At 64.0% G+C, this 17,486-nt stretch carries 15 protein-coding genes; 10 read left to right on the top strand and 5 right to left on the bottom strand.

What is annotated here, in order from left to right:
* Positions 1–212: 212 nt before the first annotated feature.
* Complete coding sequence (locus DC522_RS34750) at positions 213–359, bottom strand: hypothetical protein (RefSeq protein WP_165820118.1); 147 nt, start codon at positions 357–359, stop codon at positions 213–215.
* A 201-nt stretch (positions 360–560) separates the two neighbouring features.
* Here DC522_RS34750 and DC522_RS10650 point away from each other — a divergent pair, with 201 nt between their 5' ends.
* Positions 561–1,058, top strand: coding sequence for a L,D-transpeptidase (locus DC522_RS10650; RefSeq protein WP_116528672.1), 498 nt, complete (start codon positions 561–563; stop codon positions 1,056–1,058).
* Positions 1,059–1,133: 75 nt separating this feature from the next.
* Here DC522_RS10650 and DC522_RS10645 read toward each other — a convergent pair whose 3' ends face one another.
* Entirely contained in the window at positions 1,134–2,438 is a 1,305-nt protein-coding gene (locus DC522_RS10645; RefSeq protein ID WP_116528671.1) for a class I SAM-dependent methyltransferase, read from the bottom strand.
* Positions 2,439–2,506: 68 nt separating this feature from the next.
* A complete protein-coding gene (locus tag DC522_RS10640) occupies positions 2,507–2,743 on the bottom strand; it encodes a DUF1674 domain-containing protein (protein WP_116528670.1) in 237 nt (78 codons plus the stop codon).
* 131 nt (positions 2,744–2,874) lie between these two features.
* Here DC522_RS10640 and htpX point away from each other — a divergent pair, with 131 nt between their 5' ends.
* From htpX to DC522_RS10595, 9 genes are all read left to right on the top strand, one after another.
* Positions 2,875–3,795 carry a zinc metalloprotease HtpX gene (gene htpX, locus DC522_RS10635; protein ID WP_116528669.1) on the top strand — a complete coding sequence of 307 codons (921 nt, stop codon included), beginning with the start codon at positions 2,875–2,877 and terminating at the stop codon, positions 3,793–3,795.
* Between the two features lie 26 nt (positions 3,796–3,821).
* Positions 3,822–5,111: an RsmB/NOP family class I SAM-dependent RNA methyltransferase gene (locus DC522_RS10630; protein ID WP_371679296.1), complete on the top strand. Its 1,290-nt coding sequence runs from the start codon at positions 3,822–3,824 to the stop codon at positions 5,109–5,111.
* Positions 5,112–5,367: 256 nt separating this feature from the next.
* Positions 5,368–7,128 carry a heparinase II/III family protein gene (locus DC522_RS10625; RefSeq protein WP_116528667.1) on the top strand — a complete coding sequence of 587 codons (1,761 nt, stop codon included), beginning with the start codon at positions 5,368–5,370 and terminating at the stop codon, positions 7,126–7,128.
* A gap of 25 nt (positions 7,129–7,153) precedes the next feature.
* Positions 7,154–7,417, top strand: a complete 264-nt coding sequence (locus tag DC522_RS10620) for a cyclic nucleotide-binding protein (RefSeq protein ID WP_116528666.1) — start codon at positions 7,154–7,156, stop codon at positions 7,415–7,417.
* Between the two features lie 129 nt (positions 7,418–7,546).
* A complete protein-coding gene (locus tag DC522_RS10615; RefSeq protein ID WP_116528665.1) occupies positions 7,547–7,951 on the top strand; it encodes a hypothetical protein in 405 nt (134 codons plus the stop codon).
* A 33-nt stretch (positions 7,952–7,984) separates the two neighbouring features.
* Positions 7,985–8,248, top strand: a complete 264-nt coding sequence (locus DC522_RS10610) for a hypothetical protein (protein WP_116528664.1) — start codon at positions 7,985–7,987, stop codon at positions 8,246–8,248.
* On the top strand, positions 8,245–8,811 hold the full coding sequence (locus tag DC522_RS10605; RefSeq protein ID WP_116528663.1) for a tetratricopeptide repeat protein: 567 nt from the start codon (positions 8,245–8,247) through the stop codon (positions 8,809–8,811). Before DC522_RS10610 ends, DC522_RS10605 begins: the two co-directional genes overlap by 4 nt.
* A gap of 95 nt (positions 8,812–8,906) precedes the next feature.
* Positions 8,907–10,499 (top strand): bifunctional phosphoribosylaminoimidazolecarboxamide formyltransferase/IMP cyclohydrolase, encoded by a 1,593-nt coding sequence (purH, locus tag DC522_RS10600; RefSeq protein WP_116528662.1) that lies wholly within the window; start codon positions 8,907–8,909, stop codon positions 10,497–10,499.
* A gap of 394 nt (positions 10,500–10,893) precedes the next feature.
* A complete protein-coding gene (locus DC522_RS10595; protein WP_047190164.1) occupies positions 10,894–11,214 on the top strand; it encodes a heavy metal-binding domain-containing protein in 321 nt (106 codons plus the stop codon).
* Positions 11,215–11,218: 4 nt separating this feature from the next.
* On the opposite strand, the gene DC522_RS10590 is transcribed toward DC522_RS10595, so the two are convergent.
* Positions 11,219–12,559, bottom strand: a complete 1,341-nt coding sequence (locus DC522_RS10590; RefSeq protein ID WP_116528691.1) for an MFS transporter — start codon at positions 12,557–12,559, stop codon at positions 11,219–11,221.
* A gap of 65 nt (positions 12,560–12,624) precedes the next feature.
* Positions 12,625–17,475: an NAD-glutamate dehydrogenase gene (locus DC522_RS10585; protein ID WP_116528661.1), complete on the bottom strand. Its 4,851-nt coding sequence runs from the start codon at positions 17,473–17,475 to the stop codon at positions 12,625–12,627.
* Positions 17,476–17,486 lie beyond the last annotated feature (11 nt).

Raw genomic sequence — 17,486 nt, 5'->3', positions numbered from 1 at the left:
GTTCGGCTCGCTGGGCGACACCTCGACCCTGGCCGACCCCACCGTCGTCGACGACCTGATCTCCAACCGCCAGAACAAGCGCACGAAGGCGGCCTGATCCATACGCCATCCTGGGGCTGCGGAGCAGAACCCGGGATCGTTTTCAGGGTAAGGCACTGTCATCCCGGCGAAAGCCGGGATCCATAATCACGACAGCACTCCAGTCTGTAATGTCAGCGATTCTGGATTTCCATGCCGGTGGCGCGGCCCTTCAGGTCCGCCTGCGTGGGAATGACAGTGGAGGCTCCGATGCTTTGCCTGCCAACCTGCACCACGTCGTCACCGGCCTTGTGCCGGTGATCTCGCTTAATGAGGCACAACGCCCCTCCATGTCGGGATGGCCGGGACAAGCCCGGCCATGACGAAGAGTGCCAAGCGTAGAGGGAAATCCGCGTCCCATTCTGCAGGCGATCCCGGATCGTCGCTCTGGTGCGTCCGGGATGACGCTTTTCAGCTCCCTGGAACCGCAGCCGTTTCCTTCGCGTCTCACCCTTGTGTCGTTGAACAGGAGGGTTCGAGAGATGTTTGCGCGGATTGCCTTTGCGATGACCGCCGTCACCCTTGCTACCTCGGGCGCCTCGGCCCGCGAGGTCGTACCGTTCCAGGAAAGAGTCTCGCCCGGCACCATCGTCATCAAGACGGGCGAGCGTCGGCTCTATTACGTGCGTGGCGACGGAACGGCCCTGCGCTATCGTGTGGCCGTCGGAAAACCGGGCAAGCAATGGTTCGGCGAGGCCCGGATCGACGGCAAATACGTGCGTCCCGCCTGGGCACCGCCGACGGAAGTCAAGCGCGACAATCCCCGCCTTCCCGACGTGATTCCCGGCGGCGCGCCGAACAACCCCATGGGCGCGCGGGCACTCACCCTCAACCTCGACGAATACGCCATCCATGGCACCAACCGCCCGAGCTCCATCGGCACCTATGCCTCTTACGGCTGCATCCGCATGCTGAACGAGGACATCGTCGATCTTTACGATCAGGTGAGCGTGGGCACGCGGGTGGTGGTGACACCGTAAAATCGAAACCGGCGGATTTCAGAAGCCGCAGCTCTCAATCGCTCTGCTCCTCAGGATGAGGGAGGAGTCTTTCAGCTATTGCGGCCGATACAGATCAGCCCTCGACGGCGGCAAGCCCGATGGTCCGCGCGTGCGCTTGGAGACGAGTGTCTGGTTTACGCCGACCGCCGCGCGCTCGAAGGCGAGCGAGCAGCCGGCCAGGTAGAGGAGCCACATGCGGGTTTTCTCCTTGCCCACCATGGTCTCGGCCTCTTTGCGATTGGCGCTTAACTTTTCCCACCACAGGCGCGTCGTGCGCTGATAATGCTCGCGCCAGCCTTCCACGTCATGCACCTCGAAGCCGAAGCGCTCGAGATTGGCGATCGACATGCCGAGGTGATCGAGCTCGCCGCCGGGGAAGATGTAGCGGGTGAGCGCCCTGTATTCGGGCTTGAGCTTGCGGAAGGCCCGCTCGCTCTTCTTCGCGCGCCGCGCGATGGTATGGTGCAGATAAAGGCCGCGCGGCCTCAAGAGGCGATGCACCGAGCGGAAGTAGGTTGGGTAGTTCCTGATGCCCACCTGCTCGAACATGCCGATGGAAGAGATCTTGTCGAACTCCCCGTCGATCTGGGTGAAATCCTTCAGCAGGACCTCGACCCGATCCTGCAGGCCGAGACGGGCGATCTTGTCCCGGGCGAGCTTCGCCTGCTCCTCGGCCAGCGTCACGCCGGTCGCCTTCACGCCGTAGTGCTGCGCCGCATGGCAGATGAGAGCCCCCCAGCCACAGCCGATATCGAGGAAACGCTCACCGGGTTTCAGCCGCAGCTTGCGGCAGATCATGTCGAGCTTGTCCACCTGAGCGCGGGCAAGGTCGTCGTGCCAGTCCGGCTGGAAGTAGGCGCAGGTATAGACCATCTCCGGATCGAGAAAGAGCCGGTAGAAGTCGTTCGAGACGTCGTAATGGTAAGCGACGTTCTTCTTGTTGGTCTGGGGCCGTCCGTCCCTGGCCTGAGGATTATCCTCCACTTGATCGAGGGGGCGCGGCATGTCGGCCGGAGTGCGCAGGAAATAATAGGCGGTCTTCAGCGCTTTGACCTTGCTGACTTTTCTCAGGCGGCGTCCGGCCTTCTGCGGGCGCTGGGTCGCGAGGTCGAAGAGGGTGCCGTTCCTGAGATCGAGCAGGCCCGACACATAGGCGTTGAGCACCGTGTCCAGGTTCGGGCGGCGGAGAAGGCTTGCGATGACGTTCTCGTGCCGGATGACGAGACGCATGGCGTAGGACGGCATGTCGGCGGGAACCGTGGAACCGTCCCACAGCTCGAAGCCGAACTGAAGATCGAGCGCCCGGTGGGCATCATCCAGAAGGCCCCGGAAAAGCGTGAGCCGCTCTGCCCCGTTCATCACCCCACAACCCGTGTTGCTTCGTCTTGTATCCGACACTAGGCGGGGGTGTGCCTGGATACAATAACTTAAAAGTCGCTGGCGAGGCCTTTCACCTCCCAATCGTCGTAGCGCACGGGCTCCAGGCCGCCGCGGCCCTGGTGCTCTTTCTCCTTGGCGATTTCCGCCGCGCGGGCATCGATCTCCTGCCGCCGCCGGGCGGCCTCCTCCAGGGCCCGCTGGGCCGCAGGCGAGAGGGTTTTTCCGGGTGCGGCCCCTGCGAGGGCAGGAGCCTGGGTGTTTTCGGGGGTGTCGCTGGTGTTCATGAGGGGGAGCCTTTATCAGGTCCTTGACCCTCACGGGAGAGGATATCCTTGGTCGAGGACACTCTTGGTCGAGAGCTGGACCATTCCCACATGAAGGTCAAACGGAAGTCCTGCTCGAGGTGGAGACCCCGATGAACACCGTCAAGACCGGAATGCTGCTGGCAAGCCTCATGGCCCTGTTCGGGGTTGTCGGCTACATGCTGGGCGGCGCGACCGGCATGATGATCGCGCTGGGCCTTGGCCTGGCGACCAACCTCTTCGCCTATTGGAACTCCGACCGGCTGGCGCTCGCTGCCCACCATGCCGTCGAGGTGGATGAGAGGACCGCGCCTGAGCTCGTCCATATGGTGCGGGATCTCGCCCGCAACGCGAACCTGCCGATGCCGCGGGTCTATATCATCGAGAACCCGCAGCCCAACGCCTTTGCCACCGGGCGCAACCCGGAGAATGCGGCAGTGGCGGCCACCACCGGCCTTCTCGACATGCTTTCCCATGACGAGATCGCGGGCGTGATGGCGCACGAGCTTGCCCATATCAAGAACCGCGACACGCTCATCATGACGGTCAGCGCCACGATCGCGGGCGCCATTGCGACGCTTGCGCAGTTCGGTTTCCTCTTCGGCGGGCGCGGCGACGACAGGCCCAATCCCATCGTGATGCTAGCAACCGTTCTGATCGCGCCCTTCGCAGCCATGATCATCCAGATGGCGATCAGCCGCTCGCGCGAATATGACGCCGACCGGATGGGTGCCGAGATCTGCGGCCAGCCTCTTTCGCTCGCTTCGGCGCTGGCGAAGATCGCGGGCGGCGTGGCCCATGTGCCCAACATGGATGCGGAGCGTCACCCGGCCACTGCACCGCTCTTCATCATCAATCCGCTCTCCGGCCACGGCATGGACAATCTGTTCTCCACCCACCCGGCGACGGAAAACAGGATTGCGGCACTCCACGCTTTGGCGCAGGAGATGGGAGCAGCGCCGCAAGCCGGCTTCTTCGCGCAGAGTTCAACGAGTCCCTGGGGCCAGCCGCCCCGCCGCGGACCCTGGGGTTAAAGATTTTGAGTCAATCGGAAGACCAAGTGGGCCTCGGCCCCCGTCGCCTCGCCTGGATGGCGGTGACGGAAACCATGAAGCGGCGCGTGCCGCTCGACGACGTGCTGGACGAGCTCTCTCCGAAAGAGAACCTCTCCCCGCGCGACGAGGCCCTGGCGCGGGCGATTGCCATCGTCACCTTCCGCCGCCTCGGCACTCTTGGCCGCGCGCTCAGCGAGCGCCTCAACCGCGAGCCGAAGGACGAGCGCCTCCTGCATCTTCTCGCCACCGGCGCAGCGCAGATCCTTTTCCTCGACGTGCCGGACCATGCCGCCGTCGACAGCGCGGTACGGCTCGCGCAGGAGGATGCGAAGCTCGGTCACGCGGGCGGCTTCATCAACGCGGTTCTGCGGCGCGTCGCCCGCGAGCGCGACATGATCCTCTCTCAGCAGGAATCCTGGCTCGACACACCCACCTGGCTCGAAGAGCGCTGGGTGGCGCAATACGGGGAGGAGCTTGCGACGAAGATCGCCGAGGCGCATCGCTCCATGGCCTCGGTGGACATTTCCGTGAAAGAAGATGCAGCCGGTTGGGCCGAGCGTCTCGGCGGCATTCTTCTGCCCACGGGCAGCATCCGCCTCGTGGAACGCACCGCGATCCGCGATCTGCCGGGCTTCGATGAAGGTGCATGGTGGGTGCAGGATGCCGCCGCCGCCCTTCCCGCCCGTCTGCTTCACGCCAAGCCGAACGAGCGCATCGCCGATCTTTGCGCCGCGCCCGGCGGCAAGACGGCGCAACTCGCGGCGGCCGGAGCCGAGGTGCTGGCGGTGGATCGTTCGCCCAGGCGCCTGAAGCGCCTGGAGGAGAACCTCGCGCGCCTCAGCCTCAAGGCCACAACCCGCGCTGTCGATGCGGAAAAGCTCGATGAAGCGCCTTTCGACGCCATTCTGCTCGATGCGCCCTGCTCTGCGACAGGCACCATCCGCCGTCATCCGGATGTCGCCTGGACCAAGAGCGAGGAGGATATCCGCAAGCTCTCAGGCCTCCAGACGCGTCTGCTCGACAAGGCGGCAAGCCTGCTCAAACCCGGCGGACGCCTGGTCTATTGCACCTGCTCGCTCGAAGCCGAGGAAGGCGAGCGTCAGGCGCAAGGCTTCCTCGCCCGTCACCCCGAATTCACGCGTCAGCCCATCACGGCGGATGAGATCGGAGGTCTTGACCAATGCCTCACGCCGGAAGGCGATGTGCGCACCCTGCCCTGCCACCCCGTTTCGCCTGAGCACGAGCGCAGCGGGCTCGATGGCTTCTTTGTCGCACGGTTTGTGAAGGCTTCTTGATTTCCTACCGCATCGTGCGGAAAACCGGATCCGGTTTTCCGCACGATACGCTGCTCTATGAAGGAAGCATCGGACCCAAAAGTGGAGGCCACTTTTGGGTCCGATGCTTTAGTGTTTAGCTCTGTCCTCATCCTGGGGATAGCTTCTGTTGAATCTGATCACAACGGCGGGTGCTTACGTGTTGTTAACCAGTCAGCAGGAACTCCCCCCTATGCTGGCGCGGATGAGCATGACTTAACTTAAAGGAGCGCCACGGGTGGATTTCGGGCCAGATCGCTGGCGTTTGTATAAGCTTGCCTTATCCGAGGCAGGCCGCGCCATGCGTGGAGGAATGGTCTGGAGCTTGTCGAAGCTGTTCGTGGGAACGCCGAGTCCGACGCGCCTGCTCTTCGCTCCTCAGGATCTGCGCACGGCCGATCCCACCATCGCCACCGATATCTATTCCGGCTTCTTCGCCTTTGCGGGCCGGGCCATCACCACGAGCGGCCGTTCGCCATTCGCCTTCACGCCGCCGAGCAGAGCATGGGCCGAAGCTCTCTACGGCTTTGGCTGGCTGCGCCACCTGCGCGCTGCAGGCACCGCACTCGCCCAGGCCAATGCGCGCTCGCTGGTGGACGAGTTCGTCTCTTCGAAACTCGGCGACAGGAGCGTTGCCTGCGATACGCAGATCATCGCGCGCCGTCTCATGTCCTTGATCAGTCAGTCGCCGCTGATCCTGGAAGGCGCGGACCACGCCTTCTATCAGCGATTTTTACGCCTTCTCGGCCAGCATGTGCGCGAGCTCGAACGGCACGTGCGCTCGGGCGCCCTGCCGCAGAAACAACTCATGGCGGCGATTGCGCTGTGCTATGCGGGTCTGTGCTGCGAAGGCCTCGACCGTCATCTGCGGCGTGCAAGCCGTCTGCTCACGCGTGAGCTGGAGCGCCAGATCCTCGCGGATGGCGGGCATGCGAGCCGCAATCCGCGCGTGATCGTCGATCTTCTGTTCGATCTCCTGCCCTTGCGCCAGATGTTCGCGAGCCGCGAGGTCGATACGCCGGAGGCGCTCCTCAACGCCATCGACCGCATGCTGCCCATGGTGCGCATGTTCCGGCATGGCGACGGCACGCTCTCGCATTTCAACGGCATGGGCGTGACGGCGGCGGATCATCTCGCGACGCTGCTCACCTATGACGACATGCGCAGCCAGCCGATCCAGCACGCGCCGCATACGGGCTACGAACGCATGGAGGCCGGACGTACCCTGCTGGTGGTGGATGTGGGCGCACCGCCGCCGACCTATCTGTCGACCGAAGCCGGTGCAGGCTGCCTCTCCTTCGAGTTCTCCAGCGCTTCGCAGCGCATCGTGGTCAATTGCGGTACGCCGCGGATCGCAGGCGACACGATTATCCAGGCCTCACGCACGACGGCCGCTCACTCGACGGCTTCCATCAATGATATCTCGTCCTGCCAGATGGTGGGCGACCGGGGCAATTGGCTGAACCGCCGGGTCGCCCGCTGGCTCCTGCGCCGCATCGGCCCTGTGGTGCTGAGCGGCCCCGAGCGGGTCACCTCGGAACGCAGCGAGCGCGAGCATGCTCAGGTTCTCACCGCCAGCCACGACGGCTATCGCCAGCGCTTCGGCCTGACCCACGAGCGGCGGCTGCAGCTTTCGCCCAAGGGCAACATCCTGGAGGGCGAGGATGTCTTCTGGGGCGAAGGCACGGGCGCTCCTTCAGCGGAAGCCGTCATCCGCTTCCATCTCGCCCCCGGCATCAAGGCAAGCCGCGCCCAAGGCGGGCGGGTCGTCATGCTCGTGCTGCCGAACCACGAGGCCTGGCAGTTCACGGCCGTCCCGGTCGGGGCCCATGTGGAGGACAGCGTGTTCCTCGCCGCCCCCGACGGCATGCGCCGCACCGAGCAGATCGTGCTCAGCATCCGCCCGAGCGAGACTCCTTCAGTCCGCTGGCGCTTCGAGCGTCTGGCCCGCACGTTCAATCCGGGGCAGACGGCGGAAGCGACGCAAGAGCTGCTGTAACGGTAAGGCTGAGATTCCATTGAGCATGAGCATCGCTGATATTGTCGGGCTGGTAGGGGTCGCGGCCTATTTGTCAGCCTACGGGTTGCTGCAAGTGGGCATTCTGAAAGTCGAGGATGGCCGTTATGCCCTTCTCAACGGGGCCGGCGCCGTTGCGATCCTCTACTCCCTGATCTTCGACTTCAATCTGCCCTCCTTCATCACCCAGACGGCATGGCTGATCCTGACGATCATCGGTTACGCGCGCTCCCGCTCCAAGCGGCGGTCGTCGCCTGGGTCGGGGCGATAACGAAATACGTAGATCTGTGATGGCGGTTCAAGATCTAGCTAAAGATCGCTTCGGTCCTTAGCCCATCCAGATTCAGCCGGGGGTATCGCTTTTAGGCCGCCAAAGATATAATGTTTCGGGAGAAGCATTATGGGTAAGCTGTCGGACTTCATCAAAGAATTCAGCAGACCTGATCCATCTCAGGAGCAAGCTCATGAACGCACGTGGTATGCGGTCACGGGCTCTGTGGTAATCCTAGTATTCTGGATGCATCGGGAGGGCTTATTCTCTGATTTCATGCCAATTGCGATGTGTGTGGCCTTAGCGATCGTATTCTGGAGAGGCGAGCGTGGGATTCACCCCTACAACGCTCGTCACCGCGTCGGGAAAAAGGGTCAATTTCTGTTGACCGCAATCATCTTCTTGGGGGTTGGGGTCGCGCTTCTGAATTCAGCGCCTGCCAACTGGTATCCGACTCCTAGTCCCTACTGGATTGCTATTCCTTACGCCGTATTCGTGCTGCTCTCGGCCTTGCGAGGCTGGTGGATGAACTAATGGCAGAGCGAAAATCGGCGCGGAGACCGGGTAATGAGCAACACCAACCGTACAATAGCCCAGCAGGTTGAAAGCCACGACGGCAGGTTTCGATTGTCCATTTTCAAGCGCAGTGATGGCTTGTTCGAATTTTCGGCCGAGGAACTGATCGAGGACGATGAGGAGCCCTTCATACCGTTCTGGGTCCAGCAATGCGCCTCTGGGCTTCACGACACGGTAGCAGGGGCCGAAAGTGAGGCCCGTGCTGTTCTTTCCTGGCTTAGAGCACAAACCGAAGCTGAGCAGGTAAGGAAATGACTGTTAGTTCTGCTGGAGACAGTGAAGAACTCATTCATCAGGCTTATGAGCTTTATCACCAGCGCGAGTATTCACGCGCACGGGAGCTGTTTGAGGAGGCCTTCGATGGCGTCGATCCCTACGTCGCAGTGCATCTAGGGTGGATCTATAATCAAAAAGACTTGCCCCAATATGATCCTGTAAAGTCGGAAGAATACTATGTGATTGCAGCCAAGGCAGGACTGACGTCGGCTCACCATGGACTTGCCGGGCTATACTATGAGCAAGGCAAAAAGGATAAAGCTCTTCATCATTGTTCCGAGGCAAGCCAAGCGGGAAATGCTGAATGTAGTTGGGCGCTACAGAGTATTTATAAACGCGAAGGTCAGCTCGATCTGCACAAGTTGGTTTTGAATAGAGCGGCTGAACAGGGGCATCCTTTGGCGGTTCAAAGGCGGTCTATTGACGACATATTGCTTAGAAATGGAGCGAGACATTTTGTTCGCGGTCTAAGATTGTACTTTCTCAATATACGCCCGCTGTTCCGGTACGTTATGAAAACGCGCATAGATGGAAGTAGTTGACACCATTACGGCCTGAAACTTCCGCCTCCCCGGTTCCCATCTCAGGCCTCCCGTGCTATCGCGCCCGCATCTTTACCCTTCATGGAGCGGCCGCCATGCCGAGCGATCTGAAGCGCGTTTCCCGCGCTCTGCTTTCCGTATCCGACAAGACGGGTCTCGTGGACTTCGCCCGGGCGCTGTCCGAGCGGGGCATCGAGCTGGTCTCCACCGGCGGCACCCATAAGGCGCTGACCGAGGCAGGCCTGCCCGTGAGGGACGTGAGCGACCTCACGGGCTTCCCCGAGATGATGGACGGGCGCGTGAAGACCCTGCATCCGTCGGTCCACGGCGGCCTTCTCGGCATCCGCGCCAACCCCGAGCACCAGGCGGCCATGCTGGCCCACGGCATCCAGCCCATCGACCTGCTGGTGGTGAACCTCTACCCCTTCGAGGCCACGGTGGCGGCGGGTAAACCTTACGACGATTGCATCGAGAACATCGATATCGGTGGACCGGCCATGATCCGCGCGGCGGCCAAGAACCACGGCGACGTGGCCGTGGTGGTGGACGGCGCCGATTACACCGCCGTTCTCGACGATCTCTCCATCCATAACGGCGCGGTGACCTACACGCTCCGCCGCCGCCTCGCCCAGAAGGCCTATGCCCGCACGGCCGCCTACGACGCGGCGATCTCCAACTGGTTCGCCAATGAGCTCAACGAGCCGAACCCGCCCTTCCGCGCCATCGGCGGGACGCTCGCCGAGGTGATGCGCTACGGCGAGAACCCGCACCAGAGTGCCGCCTTCTATCGCACGCCCGAGCAGCGCCCGGGCGTCTCCACGGCGCGTCAGGTGCAGGGCAAGCAGCTTTCCTATAACAACATCAACGACACCGACGCGGCCTATGAGGCCGTGGCCGAGTTCGCTCCTGAGCGTTCGGCTGCCGTGGTGATCGTGAAGCACGCCAATCCTTGCGGCGTGGCCGAAGGCGCGAGCCTCGTCGAGGCTTACGAGAAGGCCCTGCGGTGCGACCCGGTCTCCGCCTTCGGCGGCATCGTCGCCATGAACCGTGCGCTCGATGCGGAAGCGGCGAAGGCCATCACCGAGATCTTCACGGAAGTAATCATCGCGCCTGACGCCAGCGAAGAGGCCATCGCCATCGTTGCCGCCAAGAAGAACCTGCGCCTGCTGCTCGCCGGCGGCCTGCCCGATCCGCGCCAGCCGGGCCTCACCATTCGCACGGTGGCGGGTGGCTTCCTGGCCCAGAGCCGCGACAACGCGGTGGTGGATGCCATGGACCTGAAGGTGGTGACGAAGCGTGCACCGACCGAGCGCGAGCTCGCCGATCTGCGCTTTGCCTTCCGCGTCGCCAAGCACGTGAAGTCGAACGCCATCGTCTACGCCAAGGACCTCGCCACCGTCGGCATCGGCGCGGGCCAGATGAGCCGCGTCGATTCCTCACGCATCGCCGCCTGGAAGGCTGCGGAAGCCGCCAAGGCGGCTGGCCTGCCCGAAACCCTCGCCAAGGGTTCGGTCGTGGCCTCCGACGCCTTCTTCCCCTTCGCGGACGGCCTGCTCGCCGCAGCCGAAGCCGGCGCCACCGCCGTGATCCAGCCCGGCGGCTCCATGCGCGACGACGAGGTGATCAAGGCCGCCGACGAGGCAGGCCTCGCCATGGTCTTCACCGGCCACCGCCACTTCCGTCACTAACCTGAAAGCAGCGCCATCCCGGGGCCGCACAGCGGAACCCGGGATCGTTTGACGAGAATGGAGCTCCATTCTTCCCTCCTCCTTGCGGGGAGGGATCGAGGGTGGGGGTCGCACAGTCGGAGCGCTACATGTGCTCCAGAGAACGCGAGGTGTGTCCACAGCGTCATGGCCGGGCTTGTCCCGGCCATCTCGATGCAGAAATGCGCAGCGTCTCACCGAAACGGGATCACCGGCACAAGGCCGGTGATGACACAGTCTTGCTGGTTTGATATCTCACCCAGCCGCATCACCCCTACCCCTCTCCGCAAGAGGGAGGGGAAAGAGAGGTGCAACTCCACCGGGATGACGTTTCTCCTTTCGCTTCCCATATGAATGGAACCGAAAGGAGACCCTGATGATCATCACCACCACGCCCAGTGTCGAAGGCCGCCGGATTGCCGCTTATCGCGGCATCGTTTCGGGCGAGGCCATTCTCGGCGCGAACGTCTTCCGTGATTTCTTCGCCTCCATCCGCGATGTGGTCGGCGGGCGCTCGGGTTCCTATGAGCGCGTGCTGCGCGACGGGCGCGATACGGCGATCCGCGAGATGATCGACGAGGCGCAGCGCCTCGGGGCCCATGCCATCGTCGGCGTGCACATGGATTACGGCGCTATCGGCAAGAACGAAGGCATGATGATGGTGACGGTGAGCGGCACGGCGGTGACGCTCGAATAAGGGCTCACGCCTTCTTCACGCCGCTCAGCAGCGCGAAGCCCGTGAACAGGAACAGGATCAGCACCGCTGGTCCTGCCGCTTGAGTCTGGAAGACCGCCGTTGCGACGGCAACCGCCAGCGGCGCGAGGAAGGACGTGACTTTTCCGGAAAGCGCCAGCAATCCGAAATAGCGCCCGGCCTCCCGCGCGGGCACGAGCCGCGCCAGCATGCTGCGCGAGGAGGCCTGCAGCGGCCCTGCCACGGAGCCGATAATGAGACCGAGGAACACGAAGAGCTTTTCCGGTGCGCTGGCGTAAAGACCTTCGCCCGCAGGCGCTGTGGGAATGACGAAGAGGATGTGCCCGCGGCCCAGCGACAGCACGCCGACGCAGACGAGCGCGAGCACGAGGATCGATCCCAGGATCACGGGCTTTGCGCCGAAGCGATCATCGAGACGCCCGCCGATCAGCGCGCCCATTGTCCCGGTGATGGTGAGCAGGATGCCGAAGAGGCCGAGCTCCGTCGCCTGCCAGCCGAACACCCCTGCCCCGTAGATTCCGCCGAAGGCGAAGAGCGCGACGAGGGCATCCTGATAGACCATGTTCGCGACGAGGAAACGCAGCACGCCCTCGTGCCGCCGCGCATCGGCAAGCGTGTTTCTCACCTGCGCCAACCCTTGCTTCACGGCCTCTCCCAAACGCAGCCTGGAGCGGGCGATGTCAGGCGTGAAGAGGAAGAGCGGCAGAATGAAGACGAGAAACCACAGGGCCGAGAACGGGCCCGTGATCCGGTCTCCCTCTCGCTGCGCGGGATCGAGCCCGAAGAGCGGCGTGAAGCTCAGCACCGTCCTGCCGCTGCCTGCATCGGCCGCGAGAAAACCCAGCACGATGACGAGCGAAACCAATCCGCCCAGATAACCGACGGCCCAGCCGGTTCCGGAGAGGCGTCCGAAGCGCTCCGGCGGCACGAGATGCGGGATCATCGCATTGTTGAACACGGCAGCGACTTCGACGGCGACGGTCGCGAAGGCGAAGCCGAGAAGTGCGATGGAGATGCCGTGAGGCTGGCCCGGTGCGGCATACCAGAGAGCGAAGGAGGCGACGAACAGCACGAAGCCGCAAGCGGCAATCCAGGGCTTCTTCGGTCCCGTCGCATCGGCCACGGACCCGAGAACGGGCGAAAGGATGGCAAGCGCAAAGCCGGCTGCCGCCGTCGCATAGCCCCAGAGGCTCTGGCCCGTGACCGGATCGGGCGCGAGGAATGCCGCGAAATACGGTGCGAAGACGAAGGTGGTGACGAGGGTGAAGAAAGGCTGGCAGGCCCAATCGAACAGGAGCCAGCCCAGGATGGCGGGGCGCGATGCCATGGCGGGCTTGATCCGAAGCTCGCGCCCGCTCACCGATCTGTTCCTGTCACCTTGCGCCTCGCGGTTCAGCCTGTTCTTGCAAGATCGCCGAGCAGGCTCGCCGCCACGGTGATCTTGGACAGCGTTAGACCCGAAGAGACGATGCTGTCCACTGCGCTTCTGATGCGGCTGACATCCGCACCCCGCTTTTCGCTCCAGGCATGGACGGCATCCGCGCCGGAGAGATCATGCACGGCGACTTCCGCGGTGAGGCCGCGATGGGCATAGGCGATGCTGTCGATGGCACGATCGAGCGCAAGGCGGTCGAAATAATCGCTGACGGAGATCTCACGCGCGGCCCCGGTGAGCGAGCCGAGACGGAACGCGGCTTCGAGGGCAAAGTGGGTGCACGCAATATCGCCCACGGGCTTGCCCGTCTTCTGCGCGGTGAGCGCGATATCGGGAGCCGCCACCAGATCCGGCAGAGCCGCGATGCGACGCGCCAGCGCCTCGGGCGCGCCTTGGTCGACCAGCGCCTTCGTCCGTGCGTTCCAGGCCTCATGCGCCTCAGGCGACAAGGTTTCCTGGAGGCTGCGCTCCACCTCCGCGATGCCGGCCTGATAGGTGCCGATGATCGTGTCGAGGGAATGGGTGGCGAAATCCACATTGCGGATGAACCACACGATGCGGTTCATGAGCAGATCCTGCAGCTCCCCATAGAGGCGCAGCTGCAGCTTGCCCGGCACAACGCCGTCGAGGGCATCGATGGCGTTGTTCATGTCGGTCAGGCCAAAGGAATCGCGGGTCGCCGCGTAAGCCGCGGCGATCGTCGGCGCATCCGCCCCGGTCTGGTCGACGAGACGCGCCACCATGGTGGGGCCGCCCCGGTTGATGATGGCGTTCGCCAGCTGCGTCGCGATGATCTCGCGGCGCAGACGATGGCCTGCAATCGCATCCGGGAAGCGCTCGCGCATCTCGGCCGGGAAATAGCGCTCCAGCTCCTTGGCGAGATAGGGATCGTCCGGCACCGCGCTGTCGAGAAGCTCGTCGTGCAGCGAGAGCTTCGCATAGGCGAGCAGCACGGCGAGTTCCGGACGGGTGAGCGCCTCGCCCCGGCGGGCGCGCTCCGCGAGAGCCGCATCGTCCGGCAGGTATTCCACCTTGCGATTGAGACGGCCCTGCGATTCCAGCATCTGCATGAGACGGCGCGCAAAGCCGAGATCGGCGACGCCGCGCTGCTCGGAGAGCGAGAGCGCCAGGGTCTGCAGGTAGTTGTTGCGGAGCACGAGGTCCGCGACTTCATCCGTCATGTCGGCGAGGAGCTGATTGCGCGCTTCCTGTGTCAGGCGTCCGTCACGCTCAGGCGTGGTGAGCGCGATCTTGATGTTCACCTCCACGTCGGAGGTGTTCACGCCCGCCGAATTGTCGATGGCGTCCGTGTTGAGGCGCACGCCGTTCTGCGCCGCCTCGATGCGTCCGCGCTGCGTGGCACCGAGGTTCGCGCCCTCGCCCACCACCTTGGCGCGCACATCCGCGCCGGTGATGCGGATGGCGTCGTTGGCGCGGTCGCCCACCTGCTCGTCGGTCTCGGAAGACGCGCGGATATAGGTGCCGATGCCGCCGAACCAGAGCAGGCCCACATTGGCTTTCAGGATCGCGGTCATCACCTCGGCAGGCGTCGCCTCAGCCTTGTCGAGATCGAGCAGCGCCCGCACCTCAGGTGAGAGCGGGATCGACTTCGCGCTGCGCGAGAACACGCCGCCGCCATTGGAGATGAGCGCCTTGTCGTAATCCTGCCAGCTCGAACGGGCTAGATTGAACAGGCGCTCCCGCTCCTTGAACGAAACTTCCGGATCCGGGTTCGGATCGAGGAAGATGTCCCGGTGGTCGAAGGCTGCCACGAGCTTCAGGGCCCGCGACAGCAGCATGCCGTTGCCGAACACGTCGCCCGACATGTCGCCCACGCCCGCCACCGTCACTGGCTCTCTCTGGATGTCGATGTCGATCTCGCGGAAGTGGCGCTTCACCGCCTCCCATGCGCCGCGAGCCGTGATGCCCATCTTCTTGTGGTCGTAGCCCTGGCTGCCGCCCGACGCGAAGGCATCGCCGAGCCAATGGCCCTTCTCGATGGAGAGCGCATTCGCCGTATCGGAGAAAGTGGCCGTGCCCTTGTCGGCGGCGACAACGAGATAGGGATCGTCCCCGTCGTGGCGCACGGTATCGGCGGGCGTCACCACGTGATCGCCCTCGATATTGTCGGTGAGCTGCAGGAGCGTACGCACGAAGATGCGGTAACTCTCCGTGCCTTCCGCGAGCCATGCCTGACGGTCGCTCGCCGGCGGCAATTGCTTGGGCACGAAGCCGCCCTTCGCGCCGACCGGCACGATCACGGCATTCTTCACCTGCTGCGCCTTCACGAGGCCCAGCACCTCGGTGCGGAAATCCTGTGGACGGTCGGACCAGCGAAGTCCCCCGCGCGCCACCTTGCCGTAGCGCAGGTGTACGCCCTCGACACGCGGCGAATAGACGAAGATCTCGTAGAGAGGCTTCGGCAGCGGCAGGCCTTCCACCTTCGCGCATTCGAACTTGAACGCGATGGTCTGGCGCGGCAGGCCGTTGCCTTCGAGCTGGAAGAAGTTGGTGCGGACGGCGGCTTCGATCAGGTTGATGAAGCGGCGCAGGATCCGGTCGTCGTCCAGGCTCGTGACGGCCTTCAGCTGCTCCTCGATGCCGGCACGGATGGCAGCCTCGGCATCCGCCCTCGAACCCTTGCCCGAGCTCTTGTCTTCATGGCGCGGGTCGAAGCGCGCGTAGAAGAGCTTCACGATGTTCTTGGTGATGTCGGGATGGTGGGCGAGCGTGCTCGCCAGGTAATCCTGCGCATAAGTCACCTGGATCTGGCGTAAGTATCGGCCGAGCGTCCTCACCATCGCCACATCACGCCAGCCGAGGCCCGCTTCAAGCACGAGACGGTTGAAGCCGTCCGATTCCGCAAGGCCGCGGAACAGGGCAAGCAGAGCCGCTTCGATGAGCGTCTGGATCTCGTCGATCTTGATCGCACCACCGGCCGAGCGCTCCAGCGCCATGTCATGGAGCCACACGCGGTCCAGGCCGGTCACACCGGTCGAGACCACGCGATAGGTTCGCTCGTTCACGACGCGGAAGCCGAGATTTTCGAGCAGCGGCACACGGTCGGAGAGCGGCAGCGCCGCGCCGCGCGAGAAAACCTTCAGGTTGACGCGGGTCTCGTCATCGCCTTCGCGGCGATAGAGATCGACTGCGCGGGGACGCGCCTCGGAGAGCTGTTCCAGGAGCGCGATATCCGCGATGGCGTGCTCTGCTCCGAAGGCTTCGCGATAGGCGGCGCTGAAGGCATCGGCATAGCGAGCCGCCAAGGCACGGGCGCGAGCGCCGCCGATGGTTTCGTCGAGTTCATCGCGCAGGGCATCGCCCCAGGTGCGCACAATGGCCGTGATGCCTTTTTCCAGCGTCGCGCGGGAAACCTGCGGGGTATGCCCCTCGTCGCGCCCGATGATGTAATGGGTGCGCGCCAGCGGGCCTTCCGGATAGGCCGGATAAGAGGCTGAGACGCGGCCCTCGTAGATCCCCGCAAGGAACTGGCCGATACGCAGGCGCACGCCCGTGTCGTAGCGGTCCTTGGGCACGAAGACGATAACCGACACGAAGCGGTCGAATTCATCCGCACGCACCAGCGCCCGCACGCGCGGACGCTCCGACAGGCTCATGATGTCGATGGCGAAGTGGTAGAGCGTTTCCTCGTCGATCTGGAACAGCTCGTCACGCGGATAATTCTCGAGAACGTTGAGAAGCCCGCGCCCCGAGTAGCTCGCAGGATCGAAGCCGGCGCGGGCAATCACCTTCGCTACCTTGTGGCGGAGATACGGCACCTCCGCCGTGGTGTTGGTGTAGGCGCTCGCCGTGAAGAGGCCGACGATGCGTAGTTCGCCCTGCAGCCTGCCGTCCGCATCGAAGAGCTTGACACCGATATAATCGAGGTGAGCGCGGCGATGAACGCGGGATTTGACGTTGGCCTTGGTGATGATGAGCGCCTTGGGCTGGGCGAGGAAGGCGCGGATTTCCTGCGTCATCGCCACGAGCTCGCGGCCGCGGCGCAGCACGCGCACGCTCGGATCGCGCAGGAGGCCAAGGCCCGATCCTTCCACCGGATCGGCAGCCGTGTCGTCCTTCGGCAGGCGATATTCGCGAAGACCCAGGAAAGTAAAGTTGTCGCGCGCGATCCAGTCGAGGAAAGCCACCGCTTCCCTCACCTCGTCGTCCGGCAGCGGCGGCGGGTTGAGGCGGTAGTTGTGAACGATTTCGGTCAAGCGGGCGCGCATGCCGGGCCAGTCGTGCACGGCGAGCGACACGTCCTTGTGGACGCGGCGCATGGCTTCGGTCAGGCGGCTGCGGGTCTCGGGATCGTCGATGCGCGGCAGATGAACGTGAATGAAGCTCTCGCGCTTCACGCCGAGGCGCCCGGTCGCCGTGGCCTCGCCGACGAGGCGAACGAGGCCGCCACTGGCATCGCGCTCCACCGCGAGGATCGGGTGCGCCACGAGATAGGGGTCGTAGCCCTCGTCGACCAGCTCGGCGAGGGTCGAATCGAGCAGGAAGGGCATGTTGTCGTTGACGATTTCGAGAATCGTCACATCGCGGCGGCGGCCCTGGCGCTCGACTTCCAGGTCGATGAGGCGGATATCCTCGCCACCGCCCACACGCGGCGCCTTGAGATGCTCATAGGCCGCCGCAGCCAACTCCGCGAGCGCAGAGGGGGAATAGGCGGCGAGATCCTCGGGTGGTACGCGCCCGTAAAGATCCCGGACAAAGGTGGGTGGAATGGCTTTGTGCCCGGCTTCCAGAACCGCAACGGCCTCGGCCGTCAGTTCGCTTCCGCTGGTCGGCGTTTCCAGCTTCATGCGCGTATCCT

The sequence above is a fragment of the Microvirga sp. KLBC 81 genome (genome assembly GCF_003075415.1).
Taxonomy (GTDB): Bacteria; Pseudomonadota; Alphaproteobacteria; order Rhizobiales; family Beijerinckiaceae; genus Microvirga.
The sequence above is the reverse complement of the archived record's forward strand: the minus strand, read 5'-3'. Positions and strand labels throughout refer to the sequence as shown.

Coding starts and splice junctions, on each gene's coding strand:
- DC522_RS10615 (WP_116528665.1), top strand. CDS start 7,547: ATGGGTAAGCTGTCGGACTTCATCAAAGAATTCAGCAGACCTGATCCA.
- purH (WP_116528662.1), top strand. CDS start 8,907: ATGCCGAGCGATCTGAAGCGCGTTTCCCGCGCTCTGCTTTCCGTATCC.
- DC522_RS10650 (WP_116528672.1), top strand. CDS start 561: ATGTTTGCGCGGATTGCCTTTGCGATGACCGCCGTCACCCTTGCTACC.
- htpX (WP_116528669.1), top strand. CDS start 2,875: ATGAACACCGTCAAGACCGGAATGCTGCTGGCAAGCCTCATGGCCCTG.
- DC522_RS10605 (WP_116528663.1), top strand. CDS start 8,245: ATGACTGTTAGTTCTGCTGGAGACAGTGAAGAACTCATTCATCAGGCT.
- DC522_RS10585 (WP_116528661.1), bottom strand. CDS start 17,475: ATGAAGCTGGAAACGCCGACCAGCGGAAGCGAACTGACGGCCGAGGCC.
- DC522_RS10620 (WP_116528666.1), top strand. CDS start 7,154: ATGAGCATCGCTGATATTGTCGGGCTGGTAGGGGTCGCGGCCTATTTG.
- DC522_RS10595 (WP_047190164.1), top strand. CDS start 10,894: ATGATCATCACCACCACGCCCAGTGTCGAAGGCCGCCGGATTGCCGCT.
- DC522_RS10645 (WP_116528671.1), bottom strand. CDS start 2,438: ATGAACGGGGCAGAGCGGCTCACGCTTTTCCGGGGCCTTCTGGATGAT.
- DC522_RS10640 (WP_116528670.1), bottom strand. CDS start 2,743: ATGAACACCAGCGACACCCCCGAAAACACCCAGGCTCCTGCCCTCGCA.
- DC522_RS10590 (WP_116528691.1), bottom strand. CDS start 12,559: ATGGCATCGCGCCCCGCCATCCTGGGCTGGCTCCTGTTCGATTGGGCC.
- DC522_RS10610 (WP_116528664.1), top strand. CDS start 7,985: ATGAGCAACACCAACCGTACAATAGCCCAGCAGGTTGAAAGCCACGAC.